22 protein-coding genes are annotated in these 16,144 nt (G+C 52.9%); 17 read left to right on the forward strand and 5 right to left on the reverse strand.

Annotated features, from left to right (window positions below; translation table 11 throughout):
• The 3 genes from RJT50_RS03765 to RJT50_RS03775 all read right to left on the reverse strand — a co-directional run bounded on the left by RJT50_RS03765 (window position 1) and on the right by RJT50_RS03775 (window position 4,266).
• On the reverse strand, window positions 1–1,554 hold the full coding sequence (locus tag RJT50_RS03765) for a hypothetical protein (RefSeq protein WP_313694213.1): 1,554 nt from the start codon (window positions 1,552–1,554) through the stop codon (window positions 1–3).
• Window positions 1,555–1,592: 38 nt separating this feature from the next.
• A complete protein-coding gene (locus RJT50_RS03770) occupies window positions 1,593–3,707 on the reverse strand; it encodes a Druantia anti-phage system protein DruA (protein WP_313694215.1) in 2,115 nt (704 codons plus the stop codon).
• Between the two features lie 124 nt (window positions 3,708–3,831).
• A complete protein-coding gene (locus RJT50_RS03775) occupies window positions 3,832–4,266 on the reverse strand; it encodes a hypothetical protein (RefSeq protein WP_313694217.1) in 435 nt (144 codons plus the stop codon).
• A gap of 63 nt (window positions 4,267–4,329) precedes the next feature.
• Between RJT50_RS03775 and RJT50_RS03780 the strand changes: the two genes are divergently transcribed.
• From RJT50_RS03780 to RJT50_RS03800, 5 genes are all read left to right on the forward strand, one after another.
• The gene (locus tag RJT50_RS03780; RefSeq protein ID WP_313694218.1) at window positions 4,330–4,554 is read left to right on the forward strand and encodes a hypothetical protein; all 225 of its coding nucleotides are present in this window, start codon (window positions 4,330–4,332) and stop codon (window positions 4,552–4,554) included.
• Window positions 4,555–4,624: 70 nt separating this feature from the next.
• A complete protein-coding gene (locus tag RJT50_RS03785) occupies window positions 4,625–5,776 on the forward strand; it encodes a COG1470 family protein (RefSeq protein ID WP_313694219.1) in 1,152 nt (383 codons plus the stop codon).
• Window positions 5,776–6,468 carry a hypothetical protein gene (locus tag RJT50_RS03790; RefSeq protein ID WP_313694220.1) on the forward strand — a complete coding sequence of 231 codons (693 nt, stop codon included), beginning with the start codon at window positions 5,776–5,778 and terminating at the stop codon, window positions 6,466–6,468. Before RJT50_RS03785 ends, RJT50_RS03790 begins: the two co-directional genes overlap by 1 nt.
• Before the next feature lie 66 nt (window positions 6,469–6,534).
• On the forward strand, window positions 6,535–7,026 hold the full coding sequence (locus RJT50_RS03795) for a hypothetical protein (RefSeq protein ID WP_313694221.1): 492 nt from the start codon (window positions 6,535–6,537) through the stop codon (window positions 7,024–7,026).
• 13 nt (window positions 7,027–7,039) lie between these two features.
• A complete protein-coding gene (locus tag RJT50_RS03800) occupies window positions 7,040–7,609 on the forward strand; it encodes a hypothetical protein (protein WP_313694223.1) in 570 nt (189 codons plus the stop codon).
• Here RJT50_RS03800 and RJT50_RS03805 read toward each other — a convergent pair.
• On the reverse strand, window positions 7,606–8,112 hold the full coding sequence (locus RJT50_RS03805) for a hypothetical protein (protein WP_313694224.1): 507 nt from the start codon (window positions 8,110–8,112) through the stop codon (window positions 7,606–7,608). The genes RJT50_RS03800 and RJT50_RS03805 overlap by 4 nt on opposite strands.
• 78 nt (window positions 8,113–8,190) lie before the next feature.
• Between RJT50_RS03805 and RJT50_RS03810 the strand changes: the two genes are divergently transcribed.
• The 11 genes from RJT50_RS03810 (at window position 8,191) to RJT50_RS03860 (ending at window position 14,772) form a co-directional block, all read left to right on the forward strand.
• On the forward strand, window positions 8,191–8,607 hold the full coding sequence (locus tag RJT50_RS03810; RefSeq protein WP_313694225.1) for a hypothetical protein: 417 nt from the start codon (window positions 8,191–8,193) through the stop codon (window positions 8,605–8,607).
• Between the two features lie 264 nt (window positions 8,608–8,871).
• On the forward strand, window positions 8,872–9,108 hold the full coding sequence (locus RJT50_RS03815; RefSeq protein WP_313694227.1) for a hypothetical protein: 237 nt from the start codon (window positions 8,872–8,874) through the stop codon (window positions 9,106–9,108).
• 158 nt (window positions 9,109–9,266) lie between these two features.
• The gene (locus tag RJT50_RS03820) at window positions 9,267–9,761 is read left to right on the forward strand and encodes a hypothetical protein (RefSeq protein WP_313694229.1); all 495 of its coding nucleotides are present in this window, start codon (window positions 9,267–9,269) and stop codon (window positions 9,759–9,761) included.
• The gene (locus RJT50_RS03825) at window positions 9,758–10,051 is read left to right on the forward strand and encodes a DUF6293 family protein (RefSeq protein WP_313694232.1); all 294 of its coding nucleotides are present in this window, start codon (window positions 9,758–9,760) and stop codon (window positions 10,049–10,051) included. The genes RJT50_RS03820 and RJT50_RS03825 overlap by 4 nt, the downstream gene beginning before the upstream one ends.
• 94 nt (window positions 10,052–10,145) lie before the next feature.
• Window positions 10,146–11,312, forward strand: a complete 1,167-nt coding sequence (locus RJT50_RS03830; protein WP_313694235.1) for a hypothetical protein — start codon at window positions 10,146–10,148, stop codon at window positions 11,310–11,312.
• 12 nt (window positions 11,313–11,324) lie between these two features.
• The gene (locus RJT50_RS03835; protein ID WP_313694237.1) at window positions 11,325–11,567 is read left to right on the forward strand and encodes a hypothetical protein; all 243 of its coding nucleotides are present in this window, start codon (window positions 11,325–11,327) and stop codon (window positions 11,565–11,567) included.
• Window positions 11,564–11,986 carry a hypothetical protein gene (locus RJT50_RS03840; RefSeq protein WP_313694238.1) on the forward strand — a complete coding sequence of 141 codons (423 nt, stop codon included), beginning with the start codon at window positions 11,564–11,566 and terminating at the stop codon, window positions 11,984–11,986. Before RJT50_RS03835 ends, RJT50_RS03840 begins: the two co-directional genes overlap by 4 nt.
• Window positions 11,987–12,024: 38 nt before the next feature.
• Window positions 12,025–12,786: a hypothetical protein gene (locus RJT50_RS03845; protein ID WP_313694240.1), complete on the forward strand. Its 762-nt coding sequence runs from the start codon at window positions 12,025–12,027 to the stop codon at window positions 12,784–12,786.
• Between the two features lie 6 nt (window positions 12,787–12,792).
• Window positions 12,793–13,257 (forward strand): hypothetical protein, encoded by a 465-nt coding sequence (locus RJT50_RS03850; RefSeq protein WP_313694242.1) that lies wholly within the window; start codon window positions 12,793–12,795, stop codon window positions 13,255–13,257.
• Window positions 13,258–13,429: 172 nt separating this feature from the next.
• Complete coding sequence (locus tag RJT50_RS03855) at window positions 13,430–13,675, forward strand: hypothetical protein (protein WP_313694245.1); 246 nt, start codon at window positions 13,430–13,432, stop codon at window positions 13,673–13,675.
• Between the two features lie 422 nt (window positions 13,676–14,097).
• Window positions 14,098–14,772 carry a hypothetical protein gene (locus tag RJT50_RS03860; RefSeq protein ID WP_313694246.1) on the forward strand — a complete coding sequence of 225 codons (675 nt, stop codon included), beginning with the start codon at window positions 14,098–14,100 and terminating at the stop codon, window positions 14,770–14,772.
• Between the two features lie 8 nt (window positions 14,773–14,780).
• Here the strand turns inward: RJT50_RS03860 and RJT50_RS03865 are convergent, their stop codons facing one another.
• Window positions 14,781–15,143, reverse strand: coding sequence for a hypothetical protein (locus RJT50_RS03865; RefSeq protein ID WP_313694247.1), 363 nt, complete (start codon window positions 15,141–15,143; stop codon window positions 14,781–14,783).
• A 119-nt stretch (window positions 15,144–15,262) separates the two neighbouring features.
• Here RJT50_RS03865 and RJT50_RS03870 point away from each other — a divergent pair, with 119 nt between their 5' ends.
• Complete coding sequence (locus RJT50_RS03870) at window positions 15,263–16,144, forward strand: DUF4238 domain-containing protein (RefSeq protein ID WP_313694249.1); 882 nt, start codon at window positions 15,263–15,265, stop codon at window positions 16,142–16,144.

Here is a 16,144-nt window from a genome sequence, read left to right on the forward strand (position 1 = left end):
TCACCTCCGCTCCATCTGGTACCGGTCATCGTTGACTGTCAAGATCTCGAGGTCGCCGGTTTCAGCATCCATGATGTGAACGGTGCCGTAGTCCTCGTCGTGGCTTTCTCTGTACTCGATTTCCTCCATGAACTCCAGGAGTTGCTGTTCTTCCTCCCTGCCACGGAGGACGTAGGGAATGTTTCCTTCGAGTGCGCCCAGTGTTTCGGAGAGATCTGGGTCGATCCGGAGTCTGACCGTGGAGTTCCGGCCTTCGTATTCCAGGACGTGGTGGTCGTGGTTGTAGTCCATCGCTTCCCTGATTTCAGGGTGTAGCTCCGGGACCCGCCGGTTGAGTTCCCGTTTGGGGATCTCGGTGCGGGAGATGAGTGAGAGGGAGCTCTTCGACCGGTAGTTGTGGGAGAGCCAGACGCGGAGATCTGAGCCTTTCGAGGAGTCTGGCATGAAGTAGCCGTTGATCATCTCTATGACGTCCTCTTTCACGCTTTCATCTGGGCGTTCCCGGTTGCGTTGCTCGTGGAAGGAGTAGTTGGTTTCGTGGTAGAGATCGCGTGCGTCGAACTTCTCGATATGGGTGTCTTCGAAGTAGAACTGGCGTTTCTTCTGGATGAAGTGCTGGTCGACTTCATCTGCGGCGTCGTCGGTGTCTCCTTGTGGGATCTCTTCTTCTGCGTCGGCCCACAGCTTGCTGTCGATGAATGGGTGAGTTAGGTCGCGGGGATGGAAGTTCTCGTTGAGTAGTGTGAAGATTTTCCCGCTGCCGCTGAACGCCAGGTTGTAGTACTTCAGTTCTTCGTTGAAGTCGGTGACGCTCCGGTCTTTTGCGCCTGTGATGCAGTACGCGAGGAAGTTGAGTAGGTCTCGGACGGTTACGTGGGCATCGAGCTTGCCGACGGACTGTAGGAGACGGACGATGTTGTCCCTGACCCGGTCGTTTCGGATCTTGTCCATGTTGTAGGAGATGTGTCCGTCAATGTCGTCGCCGTTGGGCTCTTTCAGGAACTTGGATGAGGTCAGGTTCTCGATAGCCTGGACGATGACTTTCCGGGTGAGGATGTTCCGGTTGTTGAGGTCAATGACGGTGATGGAGTCAAAGTCTGCTTCGTCTGCTTGGCTATCGTCGTAGATAATCTGGTTCTGGAACTGGTCCCTGACTTCTTCGAGGAAGTCGTACTGGTCCGAGTGCCGGGTCGTCATCTCGTACAAGGGACCGTCGTTGATAGCGAGCACTCCGGGCCGGCCCGCGTCAAGCGCGTCTTGCCACTTGTCGAGAAGGATGGTGTAGTCGTCGTATTCAGAGGCGTCGGAGAGGTAGAAGTAGTCTGGTTCGGGATAGTCCGGTTCCATCTGAAGGATGTACTGGGTTTTCCCGTCCCCTGGGTTTCCGGTGAGTACGACCTGCTTGCCGTCGTCCAGGGCGTCTTCCAGGTATCCGTCGAGGCGTGTGGTGATGTGTATCTCGCGGCGTTGTTCTTCAGTCAGCTTCTCTGCGAATCCTCCCTGAGCGAGTTGGGAGAGGAATCGCAGATCAAGTGTCGATGCTTCGATACCCATATTTATCTTGGATGTGGTGACCGAGTATTTCCGACCTGTTAACTGTTGCTTATAATGAACTCCCCAAGGCTGGTCTGACGCTTGTCGAAGTCGATTTCACTGCTTAACTTGAAGTCCTGTTTGTCAAATTCATGGATGTTTTCGAGGATGTCTGTTTTCTGGGCTCGCATACTGGCCCACCGGTCGATCCAGTGCTGGTAGATTGATTGCTGCTCCTGTTCCGGATCTTCGAACGGCCAGTAGTACTCGGGGTCGTCGTCTATTCCCAATAGGTAGTCCTGGGCGTTTTCGGCGAGATCGATGCCGTAGACGATACGCCGTGATTCGTGCTTGAGCAGGTCGGTTTCCAGTCCGCAGTTCTTCAATCCTCGCCGGATCTTGCGGATGCGGGGGGAGACGCCTTCTCCAAATCTACCTCGGACGACTTTCCGACCTTCCTCAAATTGGGTGACTTGACTTAGTCGCTTCCTGGTCTTCGGCCCAAATTGGATTGAGCCGTATCCCTCAGTGTATCCGATCTGGTCGTACTCGATCCGGCCTCTCTCGGTCGGGACTCTCACCCGGTCATACTGGGCGCTTCCAATCTCGAATAGTCCGGTTGTGTCGAGGAAGACCAGCTCATTCGGCTTCGTCAACGCTTCTCCTTTCATCGAGCTGGCGATCTCGCTCTGGTTATCGCCGTATTTGTCCTGGTACATGTTGATGACCTTTGGACCGGTCAAGGCCATCGCCACGAGTTTGCCACCCAGGATACGATTGTAGGGCGGGATAGCACCGCAGACCATGATGTTCATCATACCGGCCCCGACGCGCTCCTTCTTGAGCTCTTTCAGAGCGGTTTTGATAGCCCGGCGTCCGGACTCGTTGTTCAATCCGGTGTGGATGAACTCCTCGTCGTCCTGGTCGCTGTGTTCTTGGAAGTACTTCCTGTCTCGCAGGAGTTTCTGAAGTGCGCGTGCCCGCTTCTTCCTGAACAGGGCTGTCTCGCTGCGGTCCTCCCAGGAGTCCATCTTCTCCGGGTTTTCGTCTTCCCCGTCTTCGATGGTCTGCTCGGCTTGCTGCTCGATTTCTTCCAGGATTTCGATAACCTGTTCATCAGGGTTAACGAAGCTTTCGTCGGACAGTTCCGGATGCTCCTCGACGAAGTCGTCGTACCGGATGTTGGCGATCGCGTTCCTGATGGAGTCCACTAGAGCTTCACGTATATCGGAGCAGAACTGGCTGACCCGTTCCTCGTACTCTTCCTCTGTTTCCAGCCACTCAGTCTGCGTGACGGTCCGGGTTTTCTTGTCTGGAGTCCGCTTCTCCTCCGGCAGTTGTTCTTCGTACTCGTGGACCCGCTTCTTCCGCTGAAGCTGTTCCTCAACAGCTTCAATCCTCCACCCGATATAGTTATCCCTAACTGACAAATTCATCATCGGGCTTGCCAGTGAGGCGATCCCCATGATGGGGTCATTCCGCTTGGCTCCGTTTCGGATGAGGAAGTTGATATTCCGGCCAGGAACGGTGTTATACGGCGTTAGCCAGGTGTATCGGAAGTACCGCCAGATATCCATCAGGTCTAACCCCGTGTGTGGGCACTTTTCTCCTTTCACTACTTCCTGGATGTAGGGTTGGACGACGTCGCCCAGATCTTCCGCGATTTCTTCTTGGCTCTGGTCTTGGAGCGGCGCTAAGTCCTGGTATAGTTCTGGGCCGTCGGTAATGAGGTCCAGGATACTGCCTCCGTTACCGCTGTGCGTGTTGTCCCGCTCCATTTTCCGGACGAACTCGCGGACGCTTTCTTCCTTGAACTGCGCCCGGCGTTCTTTCTGGAGGATGGTTCTTTCCTGTTCCTTGAACGCCTCTGGGTCGTCCTTGTAACGGTCAGGGTCGGGTCTGACTACGTGGAGTTCCGAGTTTTTCCGGATGTCGTAGTCTATCTCGATGAGGTCGAGGAGAACTTCTAATGCCGCAAGGTATCGGATGCGTCCTTCTGAGACTTCTTCGTTCAGTGCCTGTTCTACTGATCGGATTTCGTCCCTGATTGCTACTTCTCTATCCAGTTCCTCCTGAAATTCGATAAGTTCGTCTGTTAGAGCGTCGAACCTGCGTTGATACTCTTCAGGTAGAGTGGGCGAAAAATCTACTTCTCGGTCAAAGGTCTCACCCATAGTTATCTGGTTGATGTGAGAAATCCTTCTCTGCTGAAATCCAAAAGAGTACCGAATCGGTTACCTCAGGTCCGGTAACGTTCCTGACCATTATCGCCTGACGGGGAAGCGACGCTTAGGTTGCTTATTCTCCCTTGTTGAGTCCGTGGAAGCCTTTAGAGATGAGGAGGTTTAGGGCGGATCCGACTGTGATGACGTAAGAGAGTCCCTCGACGACTCTTCCGAGTCCTGTAGTTGGCGGGTAGAATTGGTAGTATAGCCAGAAGAGGAGGAACGGGATACCCATCGAGATCGCGGTATAGATACTTTGTTTGAGGTATTTGAGTTCTCTTAGGTCGACTTGCCGGTAGATCGGTACGAGTCCGATTAGTAGCGTCCAGTAAGCGGAGACCGGAATGAGATTTCCCAGGATCCATTGGTTGACGTAGGAGAACCCGTTTAACAGTCCTTGGACGAGGTATGTGAGTAGGAAGAGTAGTGTCCCGACTCCGATTGCGCCGAGTTGAATCTTCTGGGTAAGTGATATATTCAGAAGTCCTCTGTCCTCGTCGTCCGCCATAGGGCTGTATGTGTACCGATGATTTATAAATAATCAATCATATTTCAGTGTTAGGCGTCTACCGTGGAAACCCGCGATGATTCTGGCGAGCTTAAGTCCCTGAGTAATTCCGTGGATCAAGGACTGAAAGAGGACTTCGACAGGGCAGCAGCCGGCAGCGATTACTCGAAGAAGACACTGATGTCGGCCTTTGTAGATAGCTGCCTCACAGAGGATGATCGGGGCCGGGTAGTCGTTGACGAAAATCTGGAGGACGAACTCGAGGAGTGGAGTGATCGTTATTCGTAAAGCACTGGTCCCGGCACTGGCGCTGGTCTTGTTCTCGACTCTGTCAGCGGCTCAAGTACCTCAGATTAACGTGGTGCCGGACGAGGTCGACCGGAACGTCTCCGCCTACAACCAGCACGAGTTCGAGTTCTCGTTCACGAACCAGGACTCCAGCAGGAAGATCTACAACGTGACTCTGGAGAACACGTCTTACCTGACGTGGGAACAGAATAAATTCAATCTGAATGCGTCTCAGACCCGGACGGTGAATGCCTTATTCTATATTGAGAACATCACCACGATAAACGATACTCTGGAGTCGAGCTACAAGTACAGCGGCTCTGATAACGACTTCTCCGGGCCGAACATTTCGATAGAGGTGTCCACCTTCTACAGGAATACGTCGATCAGCGTGGAGCCATTCGAGACGAGTTTCGAACTCCCGTTCGGCGAGAGCGACTCTTCCGTCTTCCGCGTCGAGAACACCGGCACTAAGACGGCGTTCAACGTAACGGTGGAAGGCGAGGACGTCGAGTTCTCCAGGAATAGTTTCGATGTTGCGCCGGGAGAGGATGTCCTAGTTCAGTACAACGTCAGTATCCCGAAACCGGACAGTAATGCTACAGCCGCCACGAACCAGACCTACAGTCGGACGGTCCAGGTTTCCGGTGAAAACTTCAACCAGACCGAGTTCACCGCTTCTGTTTTCGTCCCGTTCAAGCAGTACGACACGGAAGAAGCAGAGGAAGAAGCCATAGATACCTTAGTCCAGTTCTGCAGCGATAATCCAGAAGCTACAATCTGTAGTGGAGAGCAGATCGTGAAATGGCGGAACAACACGAAGTACGTCAATAACACGTCTATCTATCGGGCGAACTTCACCGAGGAGCAGCTGACGGCGTTGCAGGTTTTAGCTAATACCAGGGCCGAGGATTACCAGGATATTCTCCAGAGGGTCCGGCTTCAGCAGAACACGTTTAGAAGCGAGCTACAGAAGACGCGGAGCAACTTCTCTGAGAACCTGGGAGAGGTCGAAAACGAGACGCAGCAGAACACTCGGATGATCCGGTCTCTGAACGAGACTATCAACGAGTACGGTGAGAGGCAATTGCAGGAGGCCCGAAACCGGACGTTCTACGTGCAGCTTGGAGTCGGGATTATCGTGTTCTACCTTGTAGGTAGAGGCTGCTGGTGGATCTACGTAAATCGGAATGAACTGACTCAGGACGAGGGGTGGAGTTAGTGGTTGAATGGAACAAGAGTCAGAAGATTGCAGCAGGTGTCCTCGGTGAAATCGTGTTCTGGGGCCTGGTTCTGGGTTTGTCGTACTGGCTGGGTTTCCCTGGAGGAGGATTGTTTGTGGCCGCTCTCTTCGCGTTGAACGTTATCGTAGTTCTGGGAGGATATTTTGTCTCCCGTGAAAATGTCCGGTTCGCTGGTTATCAGACTAAGACAGAGGAGCAATTGTCTGGGAAAGAGGCGTTTGAGCTGGCGGAGTACTTGTTGGCTTATGGCGATAGGTACGGGTACCGTATTGACCGGACTGTTGACCGGGGAATCGACCCTGCTGTAGCGCCGTCGGATGATAAGGAGGACTCGGTGCGGCTGTTCAAACTGGAGTTCGAGCCGTTAAATCTGCAGGGCAGGGCCACGCTGTATATTGATTTAGAGCAGGAGCTCTCGGTCGATCTTGACGACACGCGCACTTTACAGAATGCTATGAGCAAAATCCAGAACTCACGGATTCAGAAGTCCTGGTTGTCTGTCGACTACGAGGAGCGAGTAGCTGATACGAAGGAGTCTCTGGGGCGTTCGGTTGACCCGACGATTACGAAGATTGTCGAGACTGACGAAGGCCGGGAGATCCGTGAGAGACCGGTTATCACTCAAAACCCGGATACTGATGAATCGGATTCCAAGGAGACAGAGTCTTAGGCAGGTGAAAATTGTACTATGAGCTTATTTGGCGGAAAATATCAGAATGACCCGTTGGTCATTAACATGAGTCAAAAACTGAAGTTCCACAAGAATCATCACGCCGGGATATTCCGGAACTCGCACGAGATCGGTGATGAGGTTGCCCGTAGAGTTGTTGAGTGGCAGCCGAAGGACGCTGTTGATAGCGAGGAGTCTGAAAGGCTTTGCCGGTCAAGTGTCCGGAAGGATCGTGTCGTCGAGTTTGCGCCTGGGGTGATTGCTCCGAGAGGTGTGATCTGGTTGATGCCGGATAAGGCGGATCAGCTTCCGGAGCAGGTGAAGAGCCATCCTCAGGTAGGGCCGTTCTTCAACGGCTGGTACCGGCACAAGGAGGTTATCCGGGGCTTGGAGTACAAGGCCAGGACTGAGTCCGAGGTCATGGACAAACTGAAGTTTGCTACCACGCCCTCGGAGCTTGATGACCGTGTTGCCCGTGTTATGAACCGCTACGTAGATAATCTACAGGAACAGGCAAAAGCCATGAACTCCAGCAACGGCAGCGGCAACGAGAGCTGAGGACTGATTTTAAATGGAGGAAGAAGACGAGGTTAGGGAAGCTACGACTTCTGAGAAACGCCATATGATTATCGGGGTCGCTTTCGGGTTAACTATTGGACTTTTCCTATTTTTGGTCTCACTAGGTGCTGATGCAGGCTCTCAGACCCAGGTCTCCTTTGACCAGTTGAATCTGAGTTACAGAGAAATCGGTATGAAGACAGCGAGCGGGGACAGGTTGAGGTGCACTGTTTCCCGCCTCAACGAGGTGCAGATCTCAGAGAACAGCTACGTCTACAGGAACAGTACATGCACCTCCTGGGTCACTGTGAACGGTAGTGCAGTAACGGCTCCAGTGAAGGGAGTGGTCCTATTCGATGCTGAGGAGCTTCGTATCGGCTTTGACTTCGAAGAAGAGTACGTGGTCTGCGACGTTTCTGCAGAAAGGCAAGAGAAGACTGGCAAAGGCAGTTACGTCTACAACGGTGCTGACTGCACCGGGTTTTCAGGTAGTCTATACAGCAAGTGGGACGACCCTGGGTTCGAGGACTTCAACGTCCATGAACGCGGGCAGGAACTCTTGCAGAATCAGACAGGGAGTTAGGGACCGATCTGGTCTTCGGGCGGTAGTTCGACATCGACTTCACCGGTATCGATATCGTCTCTGAGCTGCCGCCAGTCCTCCTCGGACATCTTCACAGCTACTTGATCGTCGACCTCGCCGAGTTTCTCCACGTTGTACTCGGTGGAGTTATCGATGAGCGTGAAATCGATGTCGGAGAAAATCTTGATCCGGGAGTTACCTTCCATCGTAAGGCCGATCGTCAGGCCAGGAATGTCCTTGACGAACTTGAGGAACTGGATGACTCCTTCCGGGTTGGAGATGACCAGGATGGCGATGCTGGTCCACCAGATATCGGATTGCCTGGTGTAGCCGCGGATCTCTTTATCGATGACGTTGCCGTCTTCGTCCACCTGCTTGGAGTAGCGTGTTGTAACGTCGTCACCAGTCTCCTCGAGGAATTGCTTCACCAGATCTCTGGCCTCCTCTTTGCTGCCTTCGTACTCGCCGTCGATGGTAACGGCTTCAAGGCGTATCTCTTCCATGTATGAGAGATTAGTTGCTGCTGACAAAGTGTTTGGTCCGGTATTTCTTTCCTGTTGGACGGGTTAGGCTCCAGTAATATGAGTGAGGTGGAGCTTCCGCCAGAGAGGGTGGAGCAGAAGTTCGAGAAGTGGGGGGAGACGTACGCTGTCGACAAGCTTGAGGAGTTGCCGGAGAACAAGCTGAGGTCGCAGAAGCACTTGTTTGAGGCCGAGGTCAAGGAGTTCAAAGCAGAGTACAACCCTGGGCGGTTGGTGACACCGGAGATGGCGCAGATCGCGGGGAAGGAGCCATTAACTCAGAACCAGTTTCGCCAGGTCCGCCGCTTGATCGATGACGAGGCGGATAAGGTCAGGATGAATTTTGAGCGGGCTATCGGTCGTCGGAGAGAGAAGGAGACGGAGCGTCGGAATAGTTTCTTCGTTGACTTGGCTGGCCGGGTGTCGGATTCCTTGACGAATATCTCGGTGTCTTTCGAATTGCCGAAGCTTCGATAACCACTCTTCGGATTAGTTTTTTAACTGGTTTTGAGTAATTCGTGGGTAGAAGGTGTTGGCCGTCTTCCGCCGGGGGAAATTCAGCGTACCAGGCCTTGTTCCATGGGCTTGTGAGCGTCAGACCGGCAAAGGTTCCGACACGATCACCGTCTAACGGGCGGGATGCGTGGTAGACACTTATCAGCCTACCGGGGAAGCGACGGCCAACCAGATTCACCCTCCACTCCCCATATTCTTAAAAACGACTTTGAGAAGTTACTACCTATGCAACTCGGAGCTCTCTCCTACTTTTCCACGAACCTGTTCTGGTTCGCAACGTCTCTTTCCTTGCTCGGTACTTTCTATGTCGGGTACAAGTTCACAGGATCCAGCGGAGGGACAATCGGCCAGAATATCAACTTCTCTAATAACGAGAATAGGTTGAAGCTGCTTTCGGCGTTCCTGGTACTGGAGGTCGCCCTGAATCTGGCGTTCATCTTCGGTTCTTCTCTTCTTCTGTAGTGCAGTGGCATAGTTGTGGAATACCTTTATAATTGTCATTCTCCCTAACTGTTGTAGAGGTTTGATAGTATGGACGATGTAGATTTCCAGATCGGACTTAACATGGCCGAGAAAGGGCCAAAACCTGCGGAAGACACTGACAACGGTGAAAACCGGTAGTGCCGATTGAGCCGAAAGGAGACCAGTCAAAGGTCAAGGTTGCAGCGGTAGACGTGAAGGATCTCCGGGTCGAGAACCGTGGAGGTTCCGAAATCGTAGTTCTCGAAGCAGCCGATGGAGCAGAGTACTCCAACTTCAAAAACAAACTGGAGGCCGAGTTTGAGAACAGAGACAAATACCTCGGCAGCTACTGGCTGATCCAGTTCACGACGCGGGAGAAAGGAGGTAAGACCTATAAGAACTTGATAGGATTTGAAGAAGAGCTTGACGCGGTCCACGGGCATGATACCAGTAGGGACTCTGATCGAGACGACAGTATAATTCGACAGAGTGCAGCTCATGACGCTTCCCGATTAGTCGAGGGAATGCTCGCCGGCGGCTACTTCATGAAGACGAGAGGTGGTCGAGAAGATATAGAAGACGAGATCCAGGAAGAGCTTGAGAAATGGACGGAGCGGTTCAAGACTCATCATCGTACAGGTGAGTGGGGATGAGCGACGACGTCGACGTAGCGGAGTTTCTGGTTAACCAGAAGCCGTGCCGTCTCCTGATAGAGGTGAACCGTACCGAGGAGCCGTTTGGTCGCCAAGTTGCATCGGAGATCGACTCTACGTACTCTCACACCATCAGGGTCTGCGAGAAACTGGAGGACCACGGTCTATTGACTCGTGAGAAAGATGGCCGCAAGATGATTATGTCCTTGACCGAGGACGGGAAGCAAGTCGCGGAAGCACTGGAAAATCTGTACGGTACGTTCCGTGCAGCAGGTGAGAATCCGGAGTGAGTATCGACAACGCAGCTTACGGCTTCGGATACACCTTCGGTCGATTCTATTTTGAAACACGGTACTACGCGAACAAGATTCAGAGGTTTCTACCATGACAGACGATGCACTGAACGTACAAATCCTCTCCAGCGAAGGAGGGATGCAAAACGAACTCAAAATCTCAGACGGAGAAGATCTGCAGGTAGCCATCGAAGCACTGCAGCTCGCCGCCCGCTTCGAGTTCGGTGAAGACTACACGGTTGACACCGGTTCCGACCAGGATCCTGTTGTCGATGAAATTCGAGAGCTAAGTGACAAGGTCGAGAGCCTGGACGACGTCGACGACGAACGGTTCCAGGAGATAGAAGACCGGCTCGATAAGCTCCGAGATTTCCTCGGGAAGGGTTTCTCCGAGTTCCAGGAGATGAAGGACAAGGTCGAAGACCTACAGGAAGCCAGTGCTGTAGTTACTGAGGACAAGGAATCTACTGGTGATTCTCGGTTAGATAGCTTCGAGGAGAACGGGTCCGAGGAACAGGAAGATTCTGAACCTACAGAGCAGGAAGAAGACAGCTCTGACGAGGAGGACGATAGCCCGGATCTGAGTCGGATGTCAGCCCGGGATATTGTCGAGGAGGATCTTGTTGACATCGACGTGCCGTATAGCTACGATGACTTCAAGGACCTTTCCGAGGCCAAGCAGAGGGCGGTGCTATACAGCATGGTTCTGTCTGTTCAGCCCGCTACCAAGGTCGAGGTTGCAGACACCACCCTTGAATCCGATGTGACGGATAGTAACGATAAGCGAGCTCAGTACATCGGTTACCGATTGGAGAACAAAGTTTCGTACATCACGCAGAGAAGACGGCCTACAGACCAGGGTAAGGATCCGTACGAGTTCGCTGAGGAAGACTTCGATTTCGAGGAATATGATAGTCAAGAGGAAGGCGCAGAGGACGGTTCTGAAGAAGTTGAAGACGAGGAAGACACGGTGACCTCTGATGAAGAGAAGTCATCTGTTGAGAGAACTGCTGAGGCGATGGCCGAAGATGCTCCGCCTCCATCAGAAGACACGGATGAAGGGGCATACGGCTTGGAGTGGCAGACTGTCGAGCAGGCGATTGCCGATTATAAGGAAGATGACGATAAGAACTACCTGCTCTGTATTCGGTCGATGAAGTCGTTTGCGGCACCAATATCTGCTAAAACCCATTCAGAAGAGGACGAGGGAGAGGTCTGGGCTGCGGCTGAGGAGCTCCCAGACGAGTTCCTGCAGTAATGGTGGTTCTGAGTGAGCGAGTGGAAGTACGTTAGGAAGAAGAATCTCCGGAATTTTGAGGGCTACAATCTGGCCGCTGGGATTCTCGTAGGTCTTGGAGTAGGTGCGTTGCTGGACGTAATTGGCGGCTATGGATCCATCGGTCCAGTTCTCTTCATATTTGCTATGTCTATCGGTTTCTGGTATGTCCACAGGGACGAGTTCACCCGTATCAGGAAGGCCATCGACGATGCTGGAGGTGATAATCAGTCGTGAGCGAGGACAGGAATTGGGCATTTGGTATCTCGGTAGTCGCATTGGTGTTGGCGGTAGCGGCTCTCGGTACTCCGTCGAGGGGAGAGAAGAAGGTGATCGAGGCCAGGGAGGTGACTGTTTCTCCTGGCAATGGCTATGAAGTGCCTCCGAGTATGGAGGATCTCAAATCTCAGGTGTGGTTTGAGAACAAGTCTAAGCTTGGGATCGCTTGTACCGAGAACGTAGGTATTGCTAAGGTCAATCTCTATGGAGAGACACATTACGTCACTTACCCTAAGACTTCGGATGAATCGGGTAGTTGCACCTACTACGATAGAGTCTCCAAGACCTACGTAGAGATCTACGGGTTGGAACGGGTTCTTCCAAAGTATGTAACACCCGTGTTCAGTATCTCCTGGAATACTGGAGGTGATGCCTGATTCAGGTACCGGAGACGTCGGTCGATGCGTACCAAGAGTTGAGGGAGGAAGGTGTCATCGAGGAGCGGCAGCACCTCGCCTTGGAGACCGTTCAGAAGTTCTATGAGGAGCACGGGTACTGGCCGACGCAGCGCGAGGCCCACGTTTTCCTTGTCGAAGACCTTGATATCCTCAGTAAACGGCAGCGGACCGAGGCGATCACCGATGGGTACCGGTTCCTGGGTCGAAGGATGGGCGAGCTCGTTGACGACGCAGAGAATGAGTACCCGAGTCTCTTGGAGAAGCAGGAGAAACGGGAACACGACTACCTGCAGGAGGAGCATCCTGGTGCTGATTCCGGGAGGAAAGGCGAGCCTCACCGCATCATCGCTGACGTAGCCGAGAAAGAGAAGCAGGTGGACGACACTGGTTCTGAAGCAGAGCCGGAGCAGGGGACCGAGGAACCCGACGAGATAGAGATTCCGTACAGCGTCGGGGACGGAGATGAGGTGTGCATGGGACCACCGAGTGAAGCGATCAAGGAGACCTCGGATCTGGAGTCGGTGAAGCAGCTGTTAGAGTCGAAAGGACTTCTCGAAGAGTACCAGGAAGAACTCGCTGCACAGGAAGACGACGTCGAGGAATCATATGATGACTCTGAAGAAGACGTGGAGTACTTGCTCGACCCAGACAAGGATCCAGAAAATACCGATAGTTCTGACTCTGATCAGGTTGAGGATGCTTCCGATGACGGGAACGGTTCCGATTCGGAGGAAAAGCAGGGGAAACTGATCTACGATAAAGGCAAGGTCGTCGGGTGACTTCTCGTGAAATCCGCCGAGGACATTCTGAAGAAGATTGACGAGGAGAAAGCCGTCGTAATCAGAGACAGTGATCTCCCAAACAAGTACCTCGTCGAGGAAAACGGTGTAGTCATCCGTGTTTCCCAGTATCCCGATTCAGGAGAGTGGCTTCGCTGTATCTACTCCAATCTCGTCGGAAGTGTTCAGGAGAGATGGATTGACCAGGCTCTGAATGATGAGTGGAGCACTTTCGAAGATGTAGAGATAATCTCCAGAAACGAGGTTCCAGATGTCGACGGAACGACGTGCATAGCGAAGTACTGCCAGGGCGACAGCCTGTACACCTGCAGTATGTGCGGTGAAGAAATCGAGGACGGAATGTCATTTGCTATCCATGCTTGGGACGAGCATGGTGTCACGGAGGATCCTCGAGAGATTCGTGATCCGGCACGTGGTCAGATGAGTATCGGTAAGAGGTGGACGGTATGAATCGGAGGCAGTTGCAGCGGCAGGCAGATAAGGAGAAGCGACTCCGCGAACTGGAGAGGACTGTTGACAGGGTGAAGCGCCGCCGGAAATGGGAGACTATTGCCACGGTTGTTCTCTACGGTACTCTGTTCGTTCTTGCCGGGATTTTTGCTGTGAGGGTCACCCTGTCCAGATGGACGGCGGCACTTCGACACAGCCATCCAAGATCTCCTTCACGGAATCGCATATCCAGTGGCTTGACGAGAACTACAATCAGTCAGTCGAGAACGGGTTCTGTCTCTTCGGTACCGTAGAGGAGGACAAGGTGGTTGTGGAGCAGGTGGAGTTCATCGATAACCCGTTCAGGCAGAGCTCCGGTACGATGTTGTTCACCTGTATCCCGCAGATCCTGGCTCGGTGGAAGCGTTTGGTGTTCTAGGAAGAGTATGAGCTGGTCGGTGCGATTCACACGCATCCAGTGTATGCGGATTTGAGTCGTCAAGACCGGGGGACTTTCCGATCCTTCGAACCAGTTCTCTCTGTGTTCGGTGTCTACAACGGAGAGGAACTGACCATGTATTCGAGTCCTGGTCAGGAAGAGGCGATGAGGAATGTTCTCCGAGTCAGTTGAAGAAGAGGGAGAAGGGATGTGGTGGTTTCTGAAAATTGTGGGCGTTGGAACGCTGCGAATTGCCGTGAGAAGGCTTTGAGTTGTTTAGTCCATTTTGCGTTGTAGTCGTAGAAGGTCGACACAGGTCACCTCCGGCATAGGGAATACTGGTGAACTTCTGCATTTAAAACTGACACCAGGACAGGTTTCCTGGGGAGGACTTTTCATACTGCATTTTGTCTCTCCTGGTTATGGACATTCCTGACGAGTTTGATGAGGAGGTGGGGGAGACACGGACGCGGGACATGACGGATGAGGGAAAGAATGCAATGTCGTTGGCGTTCCTGGACGGTTTCCATATCCAAGTTCAGCGGTTGCACGACGAGTTAGTAGAAGCAAGAGAGGAAGCCGAAGGAGACGATCTTCCTATGGAGATCAGCTTCGGCGGTGTCGGGATGAAGACGTACGAAATCCACAGCTTGACCGTGAGTTATTTCGAGGCCGGTGTCCCATTGCTCTGCTTCTACCATTTCCGAAACCAGACTGATGCTGGGTACAGGATCCTCGAATGGTTCGAGGAGAACCGGGATTTCGTCTTGGATGAGGACAGTGACGAGATGCTGGGTACTCAGATGATGGACTGGTTGAACAGCAGGAGATCATCTATCTCAGACATAGCAAGTCTGATGAAGGAAACAGGACTGCTAAGCCATGATAAGGTAAAGCGGGTTAGGACTGACCGCCACCAGTTCCTACACTCTCCTCTGCAGATGCTCTACCTCTCTGAATGGGAGGATATCAACACGAAAGCAGATAGATGTGTTCGAGTGGCCGACGATCTGGATGATCGCCTGTTTGAGGATCTGGAACTACACGCCGTCTACGATGTTCTAACCGACAAGGATCGTACGCGAAGCAGGTTCTGACACGTACCCTATCCCTGTCGCTCTTGGATCTGGACTCGATCACCGACTGCTGGTTCGCCGTTTCCGTATGTGAGTTCGTAAATTTCTCCGTTTTTCTTTTCTCCGACAGGGATAGAGTTCGATCCTTCGAGTAGGTGTGCAACCCGTTCAAATCCGTCGTCCAGTAGCGGGCTCCACTGGGATTCCTCGATGATCTCGTTCACATCCTGGACCAGGACGTCTTTCTCCACGCCGCCACGGTCACGGTGATAGAAGGCGGTGAACTCATCTGGTTCCTCATCAGGTTCCAGCCCTGCTTCTTGCTGGGCAATTCGTTCGTTGGTTGCGAAGGTGTAGTCATAGAGTTGTTTCAGGGAGAGTTGTTCCGGCATAGTATGAAGTACCCTGGATAGCCGTATTGAAAACATCGTTCTCCCGCTAATGGTACCCCGTTTGCTGGGAAGAGGGGGAGTTTATACGGGCTCACTCGTTAGTGGCCGATAACGGAGACATGGGTCGAGAGATCAAGAGGCAGCACTTCGTCCCCCGGTTTTACCTGAATACGTTCTCCGAGGACACGGAGGAGCCGTACTACCTGTACTGCTATGATCTGCCGGAAGACAGGGTGTTCGGCTCTAACACGATGGATATCGCGCAGAGCGAGTATTTCTACGATCTCTCTGACGAGCAGTTTATCGAGAACAAGTTCGCGGATTTTGAAGGGATCTTCTCCCAAGCTTACGACAAACTGGTGGACAGCGCCGACGTCACCGCTCTAACCCATGAGGAACGACACGTTATCTCCCTCTTCCTCTCCCACCAGCATATCCGGACCAGGAAGTTCCGGGAAGTCGTGAAACAGGCGTCCGAACACACCTTGGACATCGTCGACGAGGATGAGGTCGACGATAAGGAGGGGCGGAAGGCCGTGGAAGCAGGTACGACAGAGGAAGGTGCGAAGCAGTGGCAGGCACAGCTGACAGCGAACGCTCTCGAAGGCTTCGCAGATATCCTGTACCGGATGGACTGGTTCCTATTCGTGAATAAGACGGAGTACCCGCTGTGGACCTCTGATCATCCGATAGCGATCTTCAACCCGGTTAATCCGGAGCCGGATCCGGAGAGAGGGATTGAACGGCCAGGGTCGAAGGTCCACGTTCCATTGAGTACCGATCTTGTTCTGGCTCTATACGATCCTGGACAGTATTTCGTGAAGTCGAAGCGTGAAGAGTTGACGGAGAAGGAGCACGTCGATTTCCAGAACAAGCTGCAGGTCGAGCACTCACATCGGCAGGTCTTCTCCCCTGTGGAGGATTTCGAGTTCGCCAGAGAGGTTATTGAGGAGAACCCAGAATACGCCGAACTGGATTACTCGGACAGCTTCGTGGGGTAA

Origin of the sequence: Halobaculum sp. XH14, from assembly GCF_032116555.1 — an archaeon.
GTDB lineage: Archaea > Halobacteriota > Halobacteria > Halobacteriales > Haloferacaceae > Halorarum > Halorarum halobium.